Source organism: Micromonospora sp. NPDC005686 (assembly GCF_042871665.1).
Lineage (GTDB): Bacteria > Actinomycetota > Actinomycetes > Mycobacteriales > Micromonosporaceae > Micromonospora.
In genome coordinates, this window is the sequence record NZ_JBIAIY010000009.1 from 185368 (window position 1) to 202447 (window position 17080).

At 72.7% G+C, this 17080-nt stretch carries 25 protein-coding genes; 11 read left to right on the forward strand and 14 right to left on the reverse strand.

Annotated elements, in window-relative coordinates; translation table 11 throughout:
• Positions 1–7 precede the first annotated feature (7 nt).
• The 3 genes from surE to ACFYON_RS21355 are packed head-to-tail and all read right to left on the reverse strand — an operon-like array spanning position 8 to position 2023.
• The gene (gene surE / locus ACFYON_RS21345; protein WP_354867514.1) at positions 8–838 is read right to left on the reverse strand and encodes a 5'/3'-nucleotidase SurE; all 831 of its coding nucleotides are present in this window, start codon (positions 836–838) and stop codon (positions 8–10) included.
• On the reverse strand, positions 828–1754 hold the full coding sequence (locus ACFYON_RS21350) for a 1-phosphofructokinase family hexose kinase (RefSeq protein WP_387187906.1): 927 nt from the start codon (positions 1752–1754) through the stop codon (positions 828–830). The genes surE and ACFYON_RS21350 overlap by 11 nt, the downstream gene beginning before the upstream one ends.
• A 56-nt stretch (positions 1755–1810) precedes the next feature.
• Positions 1811–2023, reverse strand: coding sequence for a hypothetical protein (locus ACFYON_RS21355; RefSeq protein WP_262012149.1), 213 nt, complete (start codon positions 2021–2023; stop codon positions 1811–1813).
• 181 nt (positions 2024–2204) lie between these two features.
• Between ACFYON_RS21355 and ACFYON_RS21360 the strand changes: the two genes are divergently transcribed.
• Positions 2205–2909 carry a hypothetical protein gene (locus ACFYON_RS21360; RefSeq protein ID WP_354867518.1) on the forward strand — a complete coding sequence of 235 codons (705 nt, stop codon included), beginning with the start codon at positions 2205–2207 and terminating at the stop codon, positions 2907–2909.
• Positions 2910–2949: 40 nt separating this feature from the next.
• Here ACFYON_RS21360 and ACFYON_RS21365 read toward each other — a convergent pair whose 3' ends face one another.
• The 6 genes from ACFYON_RS21365 to ACFYON_RS21390 form a co-directional block, all read right to left on the reverse strand.
• Positions 2950–3138 (reverse strand): hypothetical protein, encoded by a 189-nt coding sequence (locus tag ACFYON_RS21365; RefSeq protein WP_354867520.1) that lies wholly within the window; start codon positions 3136–3138, stop codon positions 2950–2952.
• A 360-nt stretch (positions 3139–3498) separates the two neighbouring features.
• A complete protein-coding gene (locus tag ACFYON_RS21370) occupies positions 3499–3999 on the reverse strand; it encodes a hypothetical protein (RefSeq protein WP_354867522.1) in 501 nt (166 codons plus the stop codon).
• 105 nt (positions 4000–4104) lie between these two features.
• Positions 4105–5049, reverse strand: coding sequence for an FAD-dependent oxidoreductase (locus ACFYON_RS21375; protein ID WP_354867524.1), 945 nt, complete (start codon positions 5047–5049; stop codon positions 4105–4107).
• Between the two features lie 67 nt (positions 5050–5116).
• Positions 5117–6013 (reverse strand): hypothetical protein, encoded by an 897-nt coding sequence (locus tag ACFYON_RS21380; protein WP_354867526.1) that lies wholly within the window; start codon positions 6011–6013, stop codon positions 5117–5119.
• Between the two features lie 48 nt (positions 6014–6061).
• On the reverse strand, positions 6062–6676 hold the full coding sequence (locus tag ACFYON_RS21385; RefSeq protein ID WP_354867528.1) for a dihydrofolate reductase family protein: 615 nt from the start codon (positions 6674–6676) through the stop codon (positions 6062–6064).
• A gap of 82 nt (positions 6677–6758) precedes the next feature.
• The gene (locus ACFYON_RS21390; RefSeq protein WP_354867530.1) at positions 6759–6941 is read right to left on the reverse strand and encodes a hypothetical protein; all 183 of its coding nucleotides are present in this window, start codon (positions 6939–6941) and stop codon (positions 6759–6761) included.
• Between the two features lie 90 nt (positions 6942–7031).
• Between ACFYON_RS21390 and ACFYON_RS21395 the strand changes: the two genes are divergently transcribed.
• Complete coding sequence (locus ACFYON_RS21395) at positions 7032–7409, forward strand: ADP-ribosylation/crystallin J1 (RefSeq protein ID WP_354867532.1); 378 nt, start codon at positions 7032–7034, stop codon at positions 7407–7409.
• A 5-nt stretch (positions 7410–7414) separates the two neighbouring features.
• Here ACFYON_RS21395 and ACFYON_RS21400 read toward each other — a convergent pair whose 3' ends face one another.
• Positions 7415–8152 (reverse strand): VOC family protein, encoded by a 738-nt coding sequence (locus ACFYON_RS21400; RefSeq protein WP_354867534.1) that lies wholly within the window; start codon positions 8150–8152, stop codon positions 7415–7417.
• 144 nt (positions 8153–8296) lie between these two features.
• Here ACFYON_RS21400 and ACFYON_RS21405 point away from each other — a divergent pair, with 144 nt between their 5' ends.
• The 3 genes from ACFYON_RS21405 to ACFYON_RS21415 all read left to right on the forward strand — a co-directional run bounded on the left by ACFYON_RS21405 (position 8297) and on the right by ACFYON_RS21415 (position 10579).
• The gene (locus ACFYON_RS21405) at positions 8297–8722 is read left to right on the forward strand and encodes a hypothetical protein (RefSeq protein ID WP_354867536.1); all 426 of its coding nucleotides are present in this window, start codon (positions 8297–8299) and stop codon (positions 8720–8722) included.
• A 126-nt stretch (positions 8723–8848) separates the two neighbouring features.
• Positions 8849–9988 (forward strand): zinc-dependent alcohol dehydrogenase, encoded by a 1140-nt coding sequence (locus ACFYON_RS21410; protein WP_354867539.1) that lies wholly within the window; start codon positions 8849–8851, stop codon positions 9986–9988.
• Positions 9989–10006: 18 nt separating this feature from the next.
• Positions 10007–10579, forward strand: a complete 573-nt coding sequence (locus ACFYON_RS21415; protein ID WP_354867541.1) for a hypothetical protein — start codon at positions 10007–10009, stop codon at positions 10577–10579.
• On the opposite strand, the gene ACFYON_RS21420 is transcribed toward ACFYON_RS21415, so the two are convergent.
• Positions 10576–11292: a hypothetical protein gene (locus ACFYON_RS21420; protein WP_354867543.1), complete on the reverse strand. Its 717-nt coding sequence runs from the start codon at positions 11290–11292 to the stop codon at positions 10576–10578. The two genes, ACFYON_RS21415 and ACFYON_RS21420, sit on opposite strands and share 4 nt — an antisense overlap.
• A gap of 239 nt (positions 11293–11531) precedes the next feature.
• On the opposite strand from ACFYON_RS21420, the gene ACFYON_RS21425 reads away from it, so the two are divergent.
• From ACFYON_RS21425 to ACFYON_RS21435, 3 genes are read left to right on the forward strand one after another with little or no spacing between them, the layout of a single operon-like run.
• The gene (locus ACFYON_RS21425; protein WP_354867546.1) at positions 11532–11864 is read left to right on the forward strand and encodes a metalloregulator ArsR/SmtB family transcription factor; all 333 of its coding nucleotides are present in this window, start codon (positions 11532–11534) and stop codon (positions 11862–11864) included.
• Positions 11861–12331, forward strand: a complete 471-nt coding sequence (locus ACFYON_RS21430) for an SRPBCC domain-containing protein (protein WP_354867548.1) — start codon at positions 11861–11863, stop codon at positions 12329–12331. The genes ACFYON_RS21425 and ACFYON_RS21430 overlap by 4 nt, the downstream gene beginning before the upstream one ends.
• A complete protein-coding gene (locus ACFYON_RS21435; protein ID WP_354867551.1) occupies positions 12309–12671 on the forward strand; it encodes a nuclear transport factor 2 family protein in 363 nt (120 codons plus the stop codon). The genes ACFYON_RS21430 and ACFYON_RS21435 overlap by 23 nt, the downstream gene beginning before the upstream one ends.
• Here the strand turns inward: ACFYON_RS21435 and ftrA are convergent.
• A complete protein-coding gene (gene ftrA / locus ACFYON_RS21440) occupies positions 12644–13633 on the reverse strand; it encodes a transcriptional regulator FtrA (protein ID WP_354867554.1) in 990 nt (329 codons plus the stop codon). The two genes, ACFYON_RS21435 and ftrA, sit on opposite strands and share 28 nt — an antisense overlap.
• Positions 13634–13695: 62 nt before the next feature.
• Here ftrA and ACFYON_RS21445 point away from each other — a divergent pair, with 62 nt between their 5' ends.
• Both ACFYON_RS21445 and ACFYON_RS21450 read left to right on the forward strand, forming a co-directional pair.
• Positions 13696–14160, forward strand: coding sequence for a rhodanese-like domain-containing protein (locus tag ACFYON_RS21445; RefSeq protein ID WP_354867557.1), 465 nt, complete (start codon positions 13696–13698; stop codon positions 14158–14160).
• A gap of 54 nt (positions 14161–14214) precedes the next feature.
• Complete coding sequence (locus ACFYON_RS21450; RefSeq protein WP_354867559.1) at positions 14215–14793, forward strand: dihydrofolate reductase family protein; 579 nt, start codon at positions 14215–14217, stop codon at positions 14791–14793.
• Here ACFYON_RS21450 and ACFYON_RS21455 read toward each other — a convergent pair.
• Positions 14775–15485: a helix-turn-helix domain-containing protein gene (locus ACFYON_RS21455; RefSeq protein ID WP_354867561.1), complete on the reverse strand. Its 711-nt coding sequence runs from the start codon at positions 15483–15485 to the stop codon at positions 14775–14777. The genes ACFYON_RS21450 and ACFYON_RS21455 overlap by 19 nt on opposite strands.
• A gap of 151 nt (positions 15486–15636) precedes the next feature.
• On the opposite strand from ACFYON_RS21455, the gene ACFYON_RS21460 reads away from it, so the two are divergent.
• Positions 15637–16101 (forward strand): VOC family protein, encoded by a 465-nt coding sequence (locus tag ACFYON_RS21460; RefSeq protein WP_354867564.1) that lies wholly within the window; start codon positions 15637–15639, stop codon positions 16099–16101.
• Between the two features lie 6 nt (positions 16102–16107).
• On the opposite strand, the gene ACFYON_RS21465 is transcribed toward ACFYON_RS21460, so the two are convergent.
• Entirely contained in the window at positions 16108–17010 is a 903-nt protein-coding gene (locus ACFYON_RS21465) for a sulfotransferase domain-containing protein (protein WP_354867567.1), read from the reverse strand.
• Positions 17011–17080 lie beyond the last annotated feature (70 nt).

A 17080-nucleotide genomic window follows, 5' to 3' on the forward strand; every position in this document is an offset into this window, starting at 1 on the left:
GCCGTCCTCAGCCGTCGACCGGCAGCTCCACGTCGGGCAGGTGCCCGAGCGCCCGGATCGCGGTGACCGCGGCGTACCCGTCGGCCAGCCAGGCGATGTCGGTGCCGGGGACCGCGCGGACCGCGTTCTCCTCCACCGCCGTACGCACGAAGCCCTCGCCGCGCTCGGCGACCGACACCTGCACCTGACCGAACGGCGCCAGGGTCGCCCGGCGCAGCCCGGCCACCTGGGCAGCCGGCAGGTCGGGCACGTTGAGGTTGAGCACCGTGCCCGGGGCCGCGTCGGCCAGCCAGGGCAACAGCGTCCCGGCCAGCTCGGCGGCGCTCGACCAGTGGCGGGACTCGTCGTCCACGCTGTCCAGCACCGCGATCGCCGCACCGCCGCTACCGGCGCTCGCCACCGCCGCGGTGAGCACGTCGAGCGACACGGCGAGCGCGCGGATGCCGTTGTTCCCGGCGGTCAGCGCCGCGCCGACGGTGCCGGAGTGCAGCACCGCGTGGCCCGCGTTGGCGCCCCGGTTGATGCCGGACAGCAGCAGGTCCGGCACCGGCCCGAACACGCCGAGCCCGGCCAGCACCGCGATGTACGCCGGGGAGGCGGCCACCGCGTACGCGGGCACGCCGGGCAGCCCGTCCAGCTCGGTCTCGCGGAACACCACCCGTCCGTCCTCGGTCACCGCGGACAGTGCCGCGCTCATCCCGCTCGCCTCGTGCCGCGGCGCGGCGACCACCACGTCCAGCCCGCGTTCGTACGCGGCGCGGGCAAGCGCGCGGATGCCGGGGGCGTGCACGCCGTCGTCGTTGGTCACCAGCACCCGGGGTCGCCGGTCAGCTGTCATCGTCACCACCGTCCAGCGGGGTCAGCCGTACCCGGCCGGCCAGCTCGCGTACCGCCTCGGCCCGGCCGGTGCCGAGGCCGTGCCGGGTCACGTTCAGCGCTCCGGCGGCGGCGCCGACGTGCAGCGCCTCCCGCAGGTCTCCGCCCCGGGCCAGCACCGCCGCCACCCCGGCGGTCATCGAGTCACCGGCGCCCCGGTGGTCGGCCAGCTCCAGCGGCGGGGCGTGCACCAGCAGCGGCTCGCCGTCCTCCGGCAGCGCCAGCGCGGGCTCCCCGGCCCGGCTGATCAGCACCGTACGCGCGCCGCGCTCCTGACACCGGCGGCCGGCGTCGCGCAGCTCCTCCACGCTGTCGTCCTTCGCCAGTCCGTCGTCGAGCAGTTCCTCGTGGCTGACCTTCAGCACGCTCACCCCGCCGTCGAGCACCGCCTCCAGGTACGGCCCGGACAGGTCCGCCACCACAGTTCCGCCGTTGGCGCTCAGGTCGGAGGCGAGCCGGCGGTAGATGTCCGGGTCCACCACCTGCGGGTCGGCCGGCCCGCTGAGCACGCTGACCGGTGCGCGCAGCCCTTCGGTGAGCGTCACCGTGTACAGCTCGTCGATGTCGTGCCGCACCATGGGCGCGCCCGGGTGCTCGGCGATCTCGGTCCGCTCGCCGTCGCGCCGGTCGTGCACGTACCAGCCGGTGCCGGACTCCCGCCGCACCACCCGTACCGTGACGTCCTCGTCGTCGAGCAGCTTGCGGACCGCGTCGCCGACCTCGCCGCCGAGGCCCACACACATGGTCACCGGCACACCGAGCGCGGCGATCATCCGGGTCTGCCACACCCCCTGCCCACCGGGGTGCAGATGCAGCTCGGACGCGTCGCCCTGCTGCTCGATCGTCACCGTCAACAGCGGCGCCGGGGCGAACACCATCACCTTCTGGTCCATCCGCCAGTGTTGCCCGCTGACCGGCCCGGTAATCACCCAGGTCAGCGCGGGCGTGCGGCGGCACGGCGACGCCGCAGGTACGGCAGCGCGAACAGGTAGAGGCCGCTGATCAGGAGCAGGGCGAGCGGGAGCAGCGGCACGTAGGAGACCCACACGATCGGGTCCTTCTGGGCCAGCGCCACGAACGTGACCACGACGGTCACGGTGAAGGCGACGGAGAACCAGCGGTGCAACTGGCGGATGCGCGTGTCCATCGGTCGACGACCTTTCCCGGTGGCCGCCCCGGCGGGTGGCCCGTGCCGGCAACGCTAGGTCCGCCCGCCCGCGCGATGCTTCTCGATTCCTGACCGGTACACGCTGTCGCGCCGCGCGTGGGACGGATTGACCGGTCGCCCTACCCTGCCGACAAGAGCAGCCGATGCCACGGGGGCAGGCATGCAGATCATCGAACACAGCATCATCGGCACCCGCTCCGCCGTGCTCCGTCTACGCCGGCCCGGCAGCCGGTTGGAGTTCCTGGTGTTCCCGATGCTCCACGTGGCGAGCCCGGGGTTCTACGCGGCGGTCACGAAACGGCTCCGCGAATGCGACCTGCTCGTCGTCGAGGGCGTCAGCGGCCGCTCGGTGGTCGGCTCGGCGTTGACACTCACCTACCGGGCCATGCCGGCCAACCGGCGCTCCGGCCTGGTGACAGACCCCATTCCGTACGCGTCTCTCGGGGTCGAGGTGCTCAACCCGGACGTGTCGGCGGAGGAGTTCAGCAAGAGCTGGCGGACGATGCCGCTGCGGTTGCGCCTCCAGATGTGGCTGGTGATCCCGTTCGTGACGGTGATGCAGTTCTTCGGCGGCACCCGGCGTCTGCTCTCACCAGAGATCGAGATGAACGACCTGCTGTCGGCCACCGACGAGCGGTACGCCGACCACGAGTTCACCGAGCACGCCGAGCGCGCGTTCGGCGGCGAACGCGACGAGCGGCTGCTCGCCGAGTTGTCCGAGCTGATCCGTGCCCGGTCGGCGGAACGCATCGACGTGGCTGTCGTGTACGGCGCCGGGCACGTACCGGCGATCGTGCGCGGGCTCTTCGAGCTGCATGGATACCGTCCACGCGCCGCCGAATGGCTGACCGTCCTGGAACGGTGACCACCTCGCTCGGGCGGCGTGGCCCCGCATGCGAACCCGCTCAGTCAGCGGCCAGCTCGGGCCGATGCTCCTTGATCCATTTCCGCACATCCGACTTCAGCCAGACCTTGCCCTGCACCAGGTCGGCCACCGGCTCCGGGAAGTTGCGGTGACTGGTGATCACGTAGACGCGCTGCTTGCTGATGCCACCCAGCATCACGCGGATCTCGGCTGCGCCCACCAGCTCCATAAGCCGGACGCTAGACAGTTGCCCCGGCTCCTTGACTCAGGTCAACGCCTCGGTCACCGTATGGGGTATGCCGACTTCCTCGCCGACACAGGGCCGCCCACCCAGAGCGATCCGGCCCCACGTGGCGATCCGGCCGCTGTGGCTGTGCCGGGTCTGCGCCGGGCCGTGGCCGTGTCAGCCCGCGCGCCTGTTGTTGCTGCTGGAGTACCGGCGCGACCGGGTGGCACTGTCGATCTACATGGCCGGCTGCCTGTTCGACGCCGCCGCGGATCTGCTGAGACTCAACCCCGCTCCGGGCCTCCCCCCGACGAACTGTTCCACCGGTTCGTCGCGTGGACGAGACACTCCTGACCGGACGGGTCACTCCCGTCCCGCCGTGCCCGCGGACCAGTGGTCCACCCGCATCCGCGGCGACGGCGGGCTCGCCGTGTCGGAGCGCCGCACGAACCCGGCGACCGCGAGCGCGCTCATCGTGGTGGCCACGGCGGCGGCGAGCACCAGGAGGGTGGTCTCCACCTGCACCGTCCGCATGTACTCGCCGCCCTCGGCGGTGGCGGACGCGTAGCGCACGACCGCGAGCGGGTTGAGCAGCACCGCCGCGATCCCGGCCACCCACGCCGCCGCCGGTAGCCGCTCGGCGTCGGAGCCGGTGACCCGCCGGGCCGCCCACCCACCGAGGGCCGCGAACGTGACGAGCAGCGTGACCGTCAGCAGCCAGAGCACGGCGGGCAGCAGGTCACGCAGGGGCACCACGGCGTCGAGCAACTCCACCAGGAAACCGGAGCCGTCGTGGGTCACCAGGCCGATCCGGTGGCTGTAGGCGGCGAGCGCGACGAGCGTGCAGCCGATGTGAACGGTCATCAGGGCGACGAGGGCGGACAGTGCAGCGCGGCGGGCGGACACCGGGCCGAGGTTACCGCCCACCCGGTGCGGCGGTGGACCGGCGACGTGCCTGCGCCGGGACGGTCAGACACTCAGGGCCAGGTCGGCCACCTCGGCGGCGCAGCCCCAGGACAGCGTCACCCCGGCACCGCCGTGCCCGTACGCGTGCACCAAGCGCCCGTCGGCGGCGTCCACCTCGACCCGGGGGCCGCCGTGCCGGGCGGGCCGCAGCCCGATCCGCTCCCCCAGCACCGGCGCGTCCGCGAGCTGCGGCACCAGCGCCACACACCGGCGCCGGATCGCCGCCGCCTCCTCCGGGTCGGGACGGGTGTGTCCCACCCCGGCCTCGTAGGTGCCGCCGAGCACCACGTCGTGGCGGCGCGGATGCACGTACGTGACGCCCGCCGGGTCGTCCTCGTCGCGTACCGAGACGGTCAGGCCGGGGTTCGCCACCAGCAGGACGTGCCCGCGCGCCGGGTACACGCCCGGGTCGGCAGCGAGCCGTCCGGCGGCCAGGCCGGTCGCGTTCACCACGACCGGCGCGAACTCGTACGCCTCGGCGAGCGTGCCCAGCGCGCGGCGGACGACCCGGCCGCCGCCCGCCTCCAGGCGCTGCCGCAGCCAGGTGAGGTAGCTGGTCATCTCCACCGACGGGGCGGTGAACCGCAGCAGCGCGGTGTACGGCGGCTCCGCCGGTTCGATCGTCAGGTCGCCGCAGGCGTCGGCCCACCAGGGCGGTCCGGCGCAGGGGTGGCGCAGCCACATCCGGGTGGGCCGGTCGACCACCCCCGGCACGCTGTCGGCCGCCTGGCGGCGCAGCTCGGCGTGGGTGTCCCGCGCCCAGCGCAGCACCCGCGGATCCTCCTCCGTGTGGCTCGGGTACCAGACCGCGGCGGCCACCGCCGAAACCGTGTCGGCCGGGTCGTGGGCAGTCAGCACGGTGACCCGCGCGCCGCGCCGCTGGAGCGTCAGCGCGGTCGTCATCCCGACCACCCCGCCGCCGGCCACCACCACGTCCGCCTTCGTCATGACCCGCTCCCGTCGCCCGTACCGTCGTTGCCGGCCACGCTCATGATGACGGAGGTCCCGCAGGACGTCAGCCGGCCGATTCCGGGGCGGGCACCGCCGGTGCGGTGCGGTCCGCGCCGGTCAGGCCGGCGACGAGGAGCAGGTACGCGGCCAGCTCCACCGCCGCCGTGAGCGCCGGCACCGGTTGCGGCATCGCCGACGTGGGGGTGATGACGTACCAGGCGAACAGGGCGGTGCTGTCGGCCGGGTACGGCAGCGGCACGGCCTCGATGCCCGCATCGAGCAGCGACAGCGCGAGCACCGCCAGCAGCGTCGCGCCGGTCGCGGCGAGACGTCGGCCCCGCCCGGCCAGCAGCACGGCGAGCCCCAGCGCGGCGAGCGCGAGCGCCAGCGGCGGCAGCACCGCGAGGACGAGCGCCGCCACGACGTCGGCCTGGTCGTAGTACGCCGGGCCCTCCACCCGGGTCAGCGTGGTCTCGGTGCGCGTCTCCACGATGTGGGCGGCGACGGCGAAGCCGATGTCGGTGAGCCGGACGGCCGCGTACCCGACGACGGGCGCGGCGGCCGCCGCCGCGACGATCAGGTGCCGGCGCCGCCCGCGGCCCCGGAAGACGACCAGCAGCACCGCCACCGCGACCAGCGCCGCCCAGCTGCCGGCGAACGTCGCGTCGAAGCCGGCCGTGCGGTCGATGACGGTGTAGCCGCTGCCGTACACCGTCCAGCCGATGTCTGCGGCGCCCGGCTCGGCCGGCATGGTGCGGACCGCGTCCACGATCAGCGGCGCGAGCGCCACCGGCACCACCCAGCGCGGAGGTGGCAGCCCGGCGACGACGGCGTACGCGAACAGCAGCGTCAGGCTCAGCACCTCGGCGCCGCGCCAGAGGGGTGCGGCCACCAGGACGCCGACGACGTGGGCGACGGCGGACACCGCCGCGAGGAGCAGCAGCAGCGGGGCGCGACGCACGCGGCGGATCCTTTCACGACACACCGATCCGCCGCCGCCCCGTGCTCGTCAGCCTCCCGCCGGCACCTGGTCCTTGACGTCGTCGTAGCCGACCGCGCCCGGCGCCGGGGCCGGGGTGTAGATCACCCGGATCACGCCGGTCGGGTACGCCTCGGTCGCGGCCACCCGCAGGTGGTACGGCGCGTCGCCCTCGTCGAACAGCCGGCGGCCCTTGCGGGCGGCCACCGGGTGCACCAGCAGCCGCAGCTCGTCCACCAGGCCCGCGGCGAGCAGTTGCTGCACCACCGAGATCGACCCGGGGATGAGGATGCCCTTGATGCCGGCGTCGGCCTTGAGCGCGGTGACGGCGTGGATCAGGTCGCCCTGGATCAGCTCGGAGTTGCGCCAGGAGAACTCCAGCGGCTGGCGCGACACGACCACCTTGCGCATGTCGCCGAGCTGCTTGGCGAACGGCGCGTCCTCACCGCCGGCGGCCTCCCGGTCCGGCCAGGCGCCGGCGAAGCTGTCGTATGTCTCCCGCCCGATCAGCAGCACGTCCGAGGTGTCGTAGTCCTCGGTGACGGCCCGGCCCATGTTGTCGTCGAAGTACGGGAAGTGCCAGTCGGGGTCGATCTCGGCGACACCGTCGGCCGAGATGAACAGCGTGGAGATGACAGTGGCCATCGTGGTTCTCCTTCGCAGTGGGTTCGACGGTTGACCGCCGCAACTGGTCAAACTCATCTGCCCCCGACGACGTCACCCGGGATCAGAACGCGAAATCCGGTGGGGCGCCCTCGCCCACCCGCCCGAGCGTCATGGTGCTGGCGGCGATGACCGCACGCAGGCCCGTCTCGTCGAGCCCTTCGGTCTTCCAGGCGAAGGTCCGCCGGTTGCGCTCCAGGACGGCCAGCAGCGCCTCGGCCTCGGTCTCGCTGGTCACATCGTCCATCTCCGAAGCATAGGCAGCCGGCGAAATCCGCGGGGGGCGGCGACGGTCCGTCCGGTACGGTTCGCGGACGAGACGCGAGAGGGGCACGCGATGACGGAGACGACGACGCTGTGGCGCCCGACCGGCCCGCGGGAACTCGACCTCGTCCGCGTCTCCAGCTGGCGGGCCTGGCCACCCCGGCTGCCGGACCAGCCGATCTTCTATCCGGTCCTCAACGAGCAGTACGCCGTGATGATCGCCCGGGACTGGAACGTGGCGGCCTCCGGCGTCGGCTACGTGACGCGTTTCCACGTCGACAGCGCGTTCGTCGCCCGCTACCCGGTCCGGCAGGCCGGCGGCCGGGACATCCTGGAGCTGTGGGTGCCGGCCGAGGAGCTGGACGAGTTCAACCGGCACATCGTCGGGTCGATCGAGGTGGTCCACGAGTTCCGGCCGGACGGGACGGGTCGGCCGGCCGTCGGCCCGTGATCCCGTCAGGCCGGGGTGAGCAGGCAGAACTCGTTGCCCTCCGGGTCGACGAGCACCCGCCACCGGAGGTCGGCCCCGCCCAGGTCGGCGTCGGTGGCGCCGAGAGACCGCAGGCGGGCGGCCTCGGCGTCCAGGTCGTCGGACGGGTACGGGCGGACGTCCAGGTGGACCCGGTTCCACCCGGTCTTCGCGTCGGGTGTGCGGACGAACCGCAGGTAGGGGCCGACGCCCTTGGCGGAGCGCAGCACCGCCTCCTGGTCGGTCATCTCGTGCACGGTCCAGTCGGTGGCGCGGCCCCAGAAGCCGGCCATGGCGCGCGGGTCGGCGCAGTCGACCACCACGGCGCCGACGAGACCGGTGTCCGCGTACCGCGGGTTCGGCTCCCGTACGCAGAACTCGTTGCCCTCCGGGTCCGCCAGGACCGTCCACGGCACGTCGCCCTGGCCCACGTCGGCGGGGGTGGCGCCGAGAGCGGTCAGGCGCGCGACCAGCTCCGCGTGGTGCGCGGCCGAGGTGGTCGCGAGGTCGACGTGGACCCGGTTCTTCGCCGTCTTGGGCTCCGCGGAGACGACCAGGTCGACGTACAGGGTGCTCGGATCCGGGTAGGTGAGGCCCTCGGGTTCGAGGTTGGTCACGCCGGGGCCCTCGCTGGACATCTCCCAGCCGAGCACCTTCGCCCAGAAGCCGCCGAGCGCCACCTCGTCGTGGGCCTTCATGTTGATCTGTACGAACCGGGTTGCCATGGCGGCGATGGTAGGCGGCACGCCAGGTTGCCGTGGCCCCGGCAGGTGATCAGGAATCGAGAAGCACACCGTCACCGCCGCGCCCTAGCGTTGTCGTCGGGCGGTCGGCACCACGCGGACCGCGAGTCACGAGGGGGAATCGAGATGTCCGACGGGTTCAGCGCCGAGGAGCGCGCCGCGATGAAGGAGCGCGCCGCCGAGCTGCGCGCCGAGGGCAGGAAGGGCGCGAAGAAGGCCGACGACCTCCAGGCGGTGCTCGACCGGATCGCGCAGATGGCGCCGGAGGACCGCGAGCTGGCCGAGCGCGTGCACATGACGATCACCTCCGCCGGGCCGGAGCTGTCGCCGAAGACCTGGTACGGCATGCCCGCGTACGCCGACGCGGCCGGCAAGATCGTCGTGTTCTTCCAGGACGCGGGGAAGTTCAAGTACCGCTACTCGACTGTGGGCTTCCAGGAGGCGGCGAACCTCGACGACGGCGACATGTGGCCGGCGTCGTTCGCGCTGCTGCGGTGGAGCCCGGAGGTGGAGAAGAAGCTCACCGAGCTGGTACGGGCCGCCGTGTCCTGACCGCGCGGCCCGGTGATCCCCCTCCCGTTTGCCCCTCGTCCTCCGGGGTAGCCCTTCCAGTGCACCGGACGACCCGGGGCGAGTCGAACAACGGCACGGGCATCCGGGAGGCGTCGAGTGCGAGCAATGGTCTACCGCGGTCCGTACCGGGTGCGGGTGCAGGAGAAGGACCGGCCCGTCGTGGAGCACCCCAACGACGCGATCGTGCGGGTGACGCGGGCCGCCATCTGCGGCTCCGACCTGCACCTCTACCACGGCATGATGCCGGACACCCGGGTCGGGATGACGTTCGGTCACGAGTTCGTCGGCGTGGTGGACGAGGTCGGGCCGTCGGTGCGCAACGTCAAGCCGGGCGACCGGGTGATGGTGCCCTTCAACGTGTACTGCGGGTCCTGCTTCTTCTGCGCCCGGGGCCTCTACAGCAACTGCCACAACGTGAACCCGAACGCCACGGCGGTGGGCGGCATCTACGGCTACTCGCACACCTGCGGCGGCTACGACGGCGGCCAGGCCGAGTACGTCCGGGTTCCGTTCGCCGACGTCGGGCCGAGCCCGATTCCGGAGTGGATGGACGACGACGACGCGGTGCTGCTCACCGACGCGCTCGCCACCGGCTACTTCGGCGCGCAGCTCGGCGACATCGCCGAGGGTGACGTGGTGGTGGTCTTCGGCGCCGGCCCGGTGGGCCTCTACGCCGCCAAGTCGGCGTGGCTGATGGGCGCCGGCCGGGTGATCGTCATCGACCACCTCGACTACCGGCTGGAGAAGGCGGCGTCGTTCGCGCACGCCGAGACCTACAACTTCGCCGAGTACGACGACATCGTCGTGCACATGAAGAAGATCACCGACCACCTGGGCGCGGACGTGGCGATCGACGCGGTCGGCGCGGAGGCGGACGGCAACCTGCTGCAGCACGTCACCGCGACGAAGCTGAAGTTGCAGGGTGGTTCGCCGGTGGCGCTGAACTGGGCCATCGACTCGGTACGCAAGGGCGGCACGATCTCGGTGATGGGCGCGTACGGGCCGATGTTCAGCGCGGTGAAGTTCGGCGACGCGATGAACAAGGGGCTCACGCTGCGGATGAACCAGTGCCCGGTGAAGCGGCAGTGGCCGCGCCTGTTCGAGCACATCCGCAACGGCTACCTCAAGCCCAGCGACCTCGTGACCCACCGGATCCCGCTGGAGCACGTCGCCGAGGCGTACCACATCTTCTCCGCCAAGCTCGACGGCTGCATCAAGCCGCTCATCGTCCCGAACGCCGCCTGAGAGGACCGGGAGCCGACCATGCCGTACACGCCGGACAAGCCCAAACTCGCCGAGTCCCCGGACGAGCTGCGTGCCCGCATCCCCGGGTGGGGCGCCGACCTCGACCCGGCGGACCGGCCCGCCGTGCCGAAGGAGCGCTTCGCGCCGGAGGTCACCGGCGCGCACTGGGAGTTCCCCGAGCGGCAGCCGGAGAAGTGGCCGCGCGAGCGGTCGATCGAGCACGCGTTCCTGACGCCCGTCTTCGGCACCTCGTGCCCGCCCAAGGGGCTCTCCGGCGTGATCCGCCGTTACTCGTACCGCCGGTTCAGCGAGGGACGCGCGGCACACTGGCTGCTGCTGCTCGCCGCCGACCGGGTCGACACGGCGGAGAGCAGACTGGGGTCGCTGTTCAGCCGCCACCCGGACAACCCGGTCACCGAGACCGGCGTGCTCAGCGAGGTCACCCACCACGGGCTCTCCTCCCGGCTGCGCGGCAACCGGGTCGACCGCGTGCATCACCCGCTCGACCCGGTCGTGGTCGCCGCGCCCTGGGTGCTGGCCGGTGGCGTCGCGTACCTGCTCGTACGCCGGGCGACGCGCCGCCGCCGCTAGCGCTGCCAGGAGTCGAGGCCGCGGACCGCGGCCTGGGCGATGTCGTCGGCCAGGCCGGGGTCGGCGCTGGTGCCCTCCCAGCCCTGGTCGTGCACGACAGTGACCGCGTCGGCGACCCGGATGACGATGATCTGGCTGGTGCTCCGCCCCTGGGCCGGGCTTCCGTCCGGGTCGGTCGCCGGCCGGCTCACGGTCATCAGCAGCGCCTCGTCCCCGGTCCCCGCCATCGGCCGGGACGCGACGGTGACGCTGCCGCCCGCGGCCGGGAACGACCGGCACTCCGCGACCGCTCCCCGGACCCGGCGCAGGTAGTCGGCCGCGCCGGCGCCCTCGAAGGCGAAGACGGTCTGGTGCAGCGTGCCGTAGGGGACGTTCTCCGGCGGATCCTTCGGCTGCTTGTAGGTGCTCATCATCGCGGCGCTCGCGGTGACCGACCGTCCACCGCTGCGGAACTCCTTGTCGCACAGCTCGGGCAGCGCGCCGGCGACCTCCGTCGGCTGGGCGGCGGTCTTGCGCAGCTCCGGCGGCAGGTCGGCGAACGCGGACGTCGGAATCGTCACGGGCCCGCCGGACGACTGTGACGCCGACGGCGTGACGGCCGTCGGACCGGAGGTCGGCGCCGAGGTGCGTCCCCCGGCGCCGCCGTCGTTCCCCCCGCCGTCGCCACACGCGCCGGCCAGCAGCGCGGTGACGAGCAGGGGTACGCCACGCATCCGCCTACGGCGACCCGGTGTCCTCACGTCGACCTCCGTCCCGTGCCCGTCCCGACGACGTTCCCGGCGCGGCGGCGCCCGAAACAGCACCGCCACTCCCCCGACGCCCGGCCCCGCCACCGGTTTCCGGCCGCTCCGACGAGCCGACAGCGGGGCTGTGCGGCTGCCGGTGCGACACGACGACACGACATTCGCAAAGATGTGCTTGCGCAAATGATTGTTTGCGCTAGCGTGCGGGCATGCGCTCCGACCCGGACCTCGACCTCGCCTTCGCCGCCCTCGGCGACCCGGTCCGCCGCGCCCTGGTGACCCGCCTCGCCCGCGGTGAGGCCACTGTGGGCGAGCTGGCCGAGCCGTTCGACCTGACGCCGCAGGCCGTCTCCCACCACGTCGGCGTGCTGCGCCGGTGCGGCCTGGTCGAGCAGCGACGGGAGGGCACGCGCCGACCGTGCCGGCTGCGCGGCGACCGGCTCGCCCGCCTGAGCATGTGGATCGACGAGCAGCGCCGCGCCTGGGACGACCGCCTCGACGCGCTGGAGACGCACCTCTCGGGCCCGGAGGCGACCCGGTGAGGGCAGTCACCGAACGGCACGGCGACGAGCTGATCGCGCGGCGCCACCTGCCCGCCGCGCCGGACCGGGTGTGGGAGGCGTTCACCTCGCCGGCCGGCATCGCGGCGTTCTGGGGCGGCTCGCACGCCACGGTGCCGCAGGCGTCGGTGATCGTGGACCTGCGGCCCGGCGGGGAGTTCGCGCTCGACACCCGGGCCCCGGACGGCCGGACCGGGCGGCTGCGGTTCGTCTACGTACGTGCCGACCGGCCGCGTGAGCTGGTGTTCGACGAGCCGGTCACCGGCCTGCGCACGACGGTGACGCTGCGGCCTGCCGGGGACGGCACCGACCTCACCGTGCACCAGCGCAAGCTCCCGCCCGAGCTGCGCACCGACCAGGCGGCCGACGGGCTCGCCTCGATCCTCGACGCCCTCGCCGCCCACCTGCGACACGAAGGAGACAGCAGTGACCCGACCAACCCAGCGTGAGCTGGTCGCCGAATACTTCGACGGCTTCCGGACCAGTGACCACGAGCGCATCCTCGCCACCCTCACCGACGACGTCGAGTGGGTCATCCACGGCCACCGGACCACCCGGGGCCGGGCGGAGTTCGACGGCGAGATCGAGAATCCGGCCTTCACCGGCAGCCCGCACCTCGACGTCGAGCGCGTGCACGAGGACGGGCCGGTCGTCGTGGTGACCGGCGAGGGCCGGGGCGTCACCGTCGAGCACGGACCGTTCCGGTTCGCCTTCAACGACCTGTTCACGTTCCGGGACGGGCTCATCGCCCGCGTCGACTCCTACGTCGTCCCGCTGCCCGGGGCGTGAGCCCCGGACGTCCTGGTGAAGGTCCGGCGGTACGCCGACGGCGAGGTCCGCATCGCGGCGGTGAAGTGGTGCCGAAACGTCACCGCCGTCTCGAACCCGACCGTCGCGGCGACCTCCCCGATCGGCGCGGTGGTGGTCTCCAGCAGCGGCAGGCTGGCCTGGACGCGCCGGTCGATCAGCCACCGGATCGGGGTGGTGCCGGTGGCCCGCGCGAAGTGCCGCAGGTAGGTGCGGGACGACATGTGCGCCCGCCGCGCCAGCCGGGCCACCGTGATCGGGGCGTTCAGGTTCGCCAGCGCCCAGGACATGCTCGCGGCGAGCCGGTCGTCCTCCGGGTCGCCGGGCACCGGCGCCTCGACGAACTGCGCCTGGCCGCCGTCGCGGTGCGGCGGCACGACGAGCCGGCGGGCGACGGCGTTGGCGATCGTCGGGCCGTGGTCGCGGCGTACCAGATGGACGCAGAGGTCGAGACCGGCCGCGCTGCCGGCGCTGGTCAGGATGTCCCCGTCGTCCACGTAGAGCACGTCCGGGTCGACGCGTACCGCCGGGTGGCGCCGGGCGAGCAGGTCGGCGTACCGCCAGTGGGTGGTGGCGCGACGGCCGTCGAGCAGGCCCGCGCCGGCCAGGGCGAACGCGCCCGAGCAGATCGACACGATCCGGGCGCCGCGCCGGTGGGCCGCGCGGAGCGCGCCGGTGAGCGCGGGCGACGGGTCGGCGTGCACGTCGGCGACGCCGGGCACGATCAGCGTGCCGGCGGCGGCGAACGCGTCGAGGCCGTGGCGGGTGTGCAGCGTGGCGCCGCCGACCAGCCGCACCGCGCCGGGGGTCTCTGCGCAGACGGTCAGCTCGTACCAGGGCACGTCGAACTCCGGACGGGGCAGGCCGAAGACCTCGGTGACGATCCCGGTCTCGAACACCGACATGCCCTCGTACGCCAGCACCGACACGGTGGCACGGTTCATGGCGGGATCTTAGCGAAGGGCGTCGCTCGCGCCACTGGAGCGGCCGGGCGGCGGCCAGCACGATGGGTGCCATGTCGAACGTCCTGCGCATTCCCGCCGCCCGTCCCGCCGACGCCCTCGCCCACTTCGCGGCCCGGCTCTCGTTCGAGGCCGACGTGAGCGACGTGCACGCCGATCTGGAGGCGGGCGTACCGGGCCTGGTCGTGGTCGACTCGCGCTCCCTGCCGGCGTGGCGGCAGGGACACCTCCCCGGCGCGGTGCACCTGCCCACCGCGGAGATCGCCGCCCGGGCGGGCGAGCTGGTCCCGCCGGACGCCACAGTGGTCACCTACTGCTGGGGGCCGGGCTGCAACGGCGCCACCCGGGCGGCGCTGGAGTTCGCCCGGCTCGGCCGGCCGGTCAAGGAGATGATCGGCGGGTACGAGTACTGGGTGCGGGAGGGCTTCCCGGTACGCACCGAGGCGGGGCTGATCCGGCGGCCCGCCGACGACCTCACCGCCCCGGCCGGTGCGTCGTGCGGCTGCTGAGGCGTGTCGGTTCCGTACAAGACGGCAGCCGGCGGCCGTTCCTAGCATGGCCGCATGCGTGATCTTGTCTACACCGGATTCATGTCGCTCGACGGCGTGGTGGACTCCCCCGGCGGCGGGCCGGGCGAGGACCACCGCAGCGGCGGCTGGGTCGTCAAGGACGTCGAGTTCCTGCCGGAGGCGTTCTCGCTCAAGGGCGAGGAGTTGGAACAGACCACGGCGCTGATGTTCGGCCGGCGCAGCTACGAGGCGTTCGCGCCCACCTGGCGCGACTCCGAGGACCACGCCGCCTACCGGGACCTGCCCAAGTACGTGGTGTCGTCCAGCCTGCCCGAGGACGCCCTGGTCGACGGCTGGGGGCCGACGACGGTCCTGCGGAGCACCGCCGACGTGGCCGCGCTCAAGCAGGGCGACGGCGGCGACGTCTTCATCCACGGCAGCGCGGAACTCGCCCGCCGTCTCGCCGAGGCGGACCTGATCGACAGGTACCACCTGCTCGTCTTCCCGGTGCTGCTCGGCGCCGGCAAGAGCCTGTTCAGCCAGGCCGATCGGGACAAGCAGGCGCTGCGTCTGCGCGACTGCGCCGCCTACCCCAACGGCGTCATCAAGCTGATCTACGACGTGACCCGCTGAGCCGGGTCCAGCGCGATCGCGCCACCGGCGCCCGCGCGCAGCTCACCGGCCGTCCGCCCGACGTACCGGCGCAGCGCGCGGGCCAGGTGCGGTTCGTCCACGTACCCGAAGGTGGTGACCGCGTCGGCGGGCGGGCTGCCGGCGGCCAGCAGCACCGCGGCCCGGCGCACCCTGTCGATCTGCCGCACGGCGCCCCGGGTCAGCCCGGTCGCGGCGCGGAACCGGCGTTCCAGGGTGCGTGGTGAGGCCGGCGGACGGCCGCCGCGAAGCACCTCGGTGACGAGCGGGTCGCGGACCACCACACCGGCGCGGACCAGCCGTTCGACGAGCGATTCGGCGTCGTCCGGGCCGGGCGTCTCCCACCGGCCGCCGTCGAGCCGGAACGTCCGGCGCGTCGCGTCGGGCAGTTCGGCGCCGCTGTCGACGAGCGCCGGCGTGGGTACGAGCCGCAGCGAGGTGCCCACCGCGAACTCGATGCCGACGAACGTCGCGCCCTCGGGCACCGGTGCCGCGCCGGTGGCGGTCTCGGGGCCGGAGACGGCCGCGTACGAGTGCCCGTCACGCCGCCAGAAGACCAGGCCCCAGCACGGGCTCGCCACCGAGGTCATCTCGGTGACCCGTTCGCTGGTGCAGGTCCAGACGGTGTCGATCCAGGCCGAGTCGGACGGGCGCGTGGTGAACCGCAGCTCCACAGCAGGAGCATAAGGCGATCCAGGTGCGGACCATCCGCTCACCGCCTCGCGGGATCCTTCGCATTCCGGAGAGGATGGTCGAGATACGGAGGTCGAACGGACAGGTTGGGCGAGCGTTGCGCGCAGTGTGCCGAATCGCTAGCGTCGCGGGATGACCGACGAGCCACCGGTACGGGTCGCGCTGCGGGTCAGTGACGTCACGGCAGCCTCGACGTTGTATCAGAGTTTCGGTTTTGTCCCGGTGGGCACGGTGCCTGGCGCTGATGGTGGTCTCGTCATGGCAATCCTCCGGCGGGGCCCGTTGCAGTTGCTGGTCGACGCGCTGGTTGGCATCCCGTTCCCGGACAGCGCCCGGGAACGTCGGACGAAGACCGGCCCGCGCGGGCTCGGCGTTGTCATCGGGCTCGAGGTTGACGACATCGACGAGGCGGCCCTGCGGTGTGAAGCTGCCGGCTGCGTCATCAGTGCCGGTCCGGAGAACGCACCGTGGGGAGAGAGGTACGTCGAGTTCGAGGACCCGTTCGGCTATGCGTGGAAGTTCTTCCGGGTGACCGACTCGACGCATGACGGCTTGCAGTCCGTCCACGATCTGTGGTTCGGGCAGGCAGGCTCGTGACGCGCCCTACCGGGTAGCGGACCCCTGGCCGTTCCGCTCGTCGGTCACGTCGTCGCGGGCGGGATAGCCGAGGATCTCGGCGAGGTCACCGGCGGCGGCCGTGTACGCGGCGTAGACGTCGTCGTCGAAGTGGTTGCGCCAGTCGCCGGACGCGCCCTTGCGGTAGTGGGAGATCCGCCCCGGGGTCTCCTTGCTCTTCTTCATCTTGCTGAAGCTGTAGCGGGCCAGGAGGGCCTCCAGCTCGGCCGGCGGCAGGGTGATCCCGCAGTGCCGCATGAGCTGGTCGACCTCCTCGGTCTGCCGTTCGCCGGTCAGGTCCTCGTAGCGGAACAGCCGGAACGTCTCGTCGCTCGGTGCGACCCCCCAGGACCGCATCTGCGCGAACTGCTTCTTGTCGCGCAGCCGGTCGATGACGTAGAGCATCCCCTCCTTCTTCGGCAGTTCCTGGAGGGCCTTGCGCGCCTGGGGGATGTCGCCCATCGGGGCGTGCGAGTTGCGCAGGGAGAAGTAGCTGGACACCACCACGTCGCGCGGATCACGGATCACGAAGAACGCGCGGTAGCTGCCGGCCTTGGGCACTGCCTCGAACCGCTTGTGGGAGAGGAAGATCGCCAGGCCGATGCGGCCGGCGGGCACCGGCGCGGTCGCCCCGCCGGAGTAGAAGCGCGGGTCGTAGGGCAGCAGCCCGCAGTGACGGTAGACGGCCGGGTCGCTGAACAACGCCTTGATCCACTGGCTGCCGGTCTTGCGGACCGTGCAGTGGAAGATGTTGTCGAATTCGCTGCGTTCCACCACCGGCACGGCGAGTCGCATGCGGGCGTTACGCGCTTCCATCTGTGCCCGCCGGGCCTTTACGCGCAGGGAATTCGGCGAATTGTGCTTGGCGAATTCGACGGCCCGGTTAATCATCGTCCAACCTCATCAGGACCCTGCGGAGCAGGGGCGACACGAACACGTTTCCGCACGTCACGCAGGTGAA

Excerpts from the sequence above, each read along its gene's own strand:
- ACFYON_RS21365 (WP_354867520.1), bottom strand. The coding sequence starts at position 3,138 with ATGGAGCTGGTGGGCGCAGCCGAGATCCGCGTGATGCTGGGTGGCATC.
- surE (WP_354867514.1), bottom strand. The coding sequence starts at position 838 with ATGACAGCTGACCGGCGACCCCGGGTGCTGGTGACCAACGACGACGGC.
- ACFYON_RS21465 (WP_354867567.1), bottom strand. The coding sequence starts at position 17,010 with ATGATTAACCGGGCCGTCGAATTCGCCAAGCACAATTCGCCGAATTCC.
- ACFYON_RS21405 (WP_354867536.1), top strand. The coding sequence starts at position 8,297 with ATGTCCGACGGGTTCAGCGCCGAGGAGCGCGCCGCGATGAAGGAGCGC.
- ACFYON_RS21450 (WP_354867559.1), top strand. The coding sequence starts at position 14,215 with ATGCGTGATCTTGTCTACACCGGATTCATGTCGCTCGACGGCGTGGTG.
- ACFYON_RS21460 (WP_354867564.1), top strand. The coding sequence starts at position 15,637 with ATGACCGACGAGCCACCGGTACGGGTCGCGCTGCGGGTCAGTGACGTC.
- ACFYON_RS21350 (WP_387187906.1), bottom strand. The coding sequence starts at position 1,754 with ATGGTGTTCGCCCCGGCGCCGCTGTTGACGGTGACGATCGAGCAGCAG.
- ACFYON_RS21385 (WP_354867528.1), bottom strand. The coding sequence starts at position 6,676 with ATGGCCACTGTCATCTCCACGCTGTTCATCTCGGCCGACGGTGTCGCC.
- ACFYON_RS21445 (WP_354867557.1), top strand. The coding sequence starts at position 13,696 with ATGGGTGCCATGTCGAACGTCCTGCGCATTCCCGCCGCCCGTCCCGCC.
- ACFYON_RS21420 (WP_354867543.1), bottom strand. The coding sequence starts at position 11,292 with ATGCGTGGCGTACCCCTGCTCGTCACCGCGCTGCTGGCCGGCGCGTGT.
- ACFYON_RS21375 (WP_354867524.1), bottom strand. The coding sequence starts at position 5,049 with ATGACGAAGGCGGACGTGGTGGTGGCCGGCGGCGGGGTGGTCGGGATG.
- ACFYON_RS21360 (WP_354867518.1), top strand. The coding sequence starts at position 2,205 with ATGCAGATCATCGAACACAGCATCATCGGCACCCGCTCCGCCGTGCTC.
- ACFYON_RS21395 (WP_354867532.1), top strand. The coding sequence starts at position 7,032 with ATGACGGAGACGACGACGCTGTGGCGCCCGACCGGCCCGCGGGAACTC.
- ACFYON_RS21390 (WP_354867530.1), bottom strand. The coding sequence starts at position 6,941 with ATGGACGATGTGACCAGCGAGACCGAGGCCGAGGCGCTGCTGGCCGTC.
- ACFYON_RS21400 (WP_354867534.1), bottom strand. The coding sequence starts at position 8,152 with ATGGCAACCCGGTTCGTACAGATCAACATGAAGGCCCACGACGAGGTG.
- ACFYON_RS21370 (WP_354867522.1), bottom strand. The coding sequence starts at position 3,999 with ATGACCGTTCACATCGGCTGCACGCTCGTCGCGCTCGCCGCCTACAGC.
- ACFYON_RS21415 (WP_354867541.1), top strand. The coding sequence starts at position 10,007 with ATGCCGTACACGCCGGACAAGCCCAAACTCGCCGAGTCCCCGGACGAG.
- ftrA (WP_354867554.1), bottom strand. The coding sequence starts at position 13,633 with ATGAACCGTGCCACCGTGTCGGTGCTGGCGTACGAGGGCATGTCGGTG.
- ACFYON_RS21355 (WP_262012149.1), bottom strand. The coding sequence starts at position 2,023 with ATGGACACGCGCATCCGCCAGTTGCACCGCTGGTTCTCCGTCGCCTTC.
- ACFYON_RS21410 (WP_354867539.1), top strand. The coding sequence starts at position 8,849 with ATGGTCTACCGCGGTCCGTACCGGGTGCGGGTGCAGGAGAAGGACCGG.
- ACFYON_RS21425 (WP_354867546.1), top strand. The coding sequence starts at position 11,532 with ATGCGCTCCGACCCGGACCTCGACCTCGCCTTCGCCGCCCTCGGCGAC.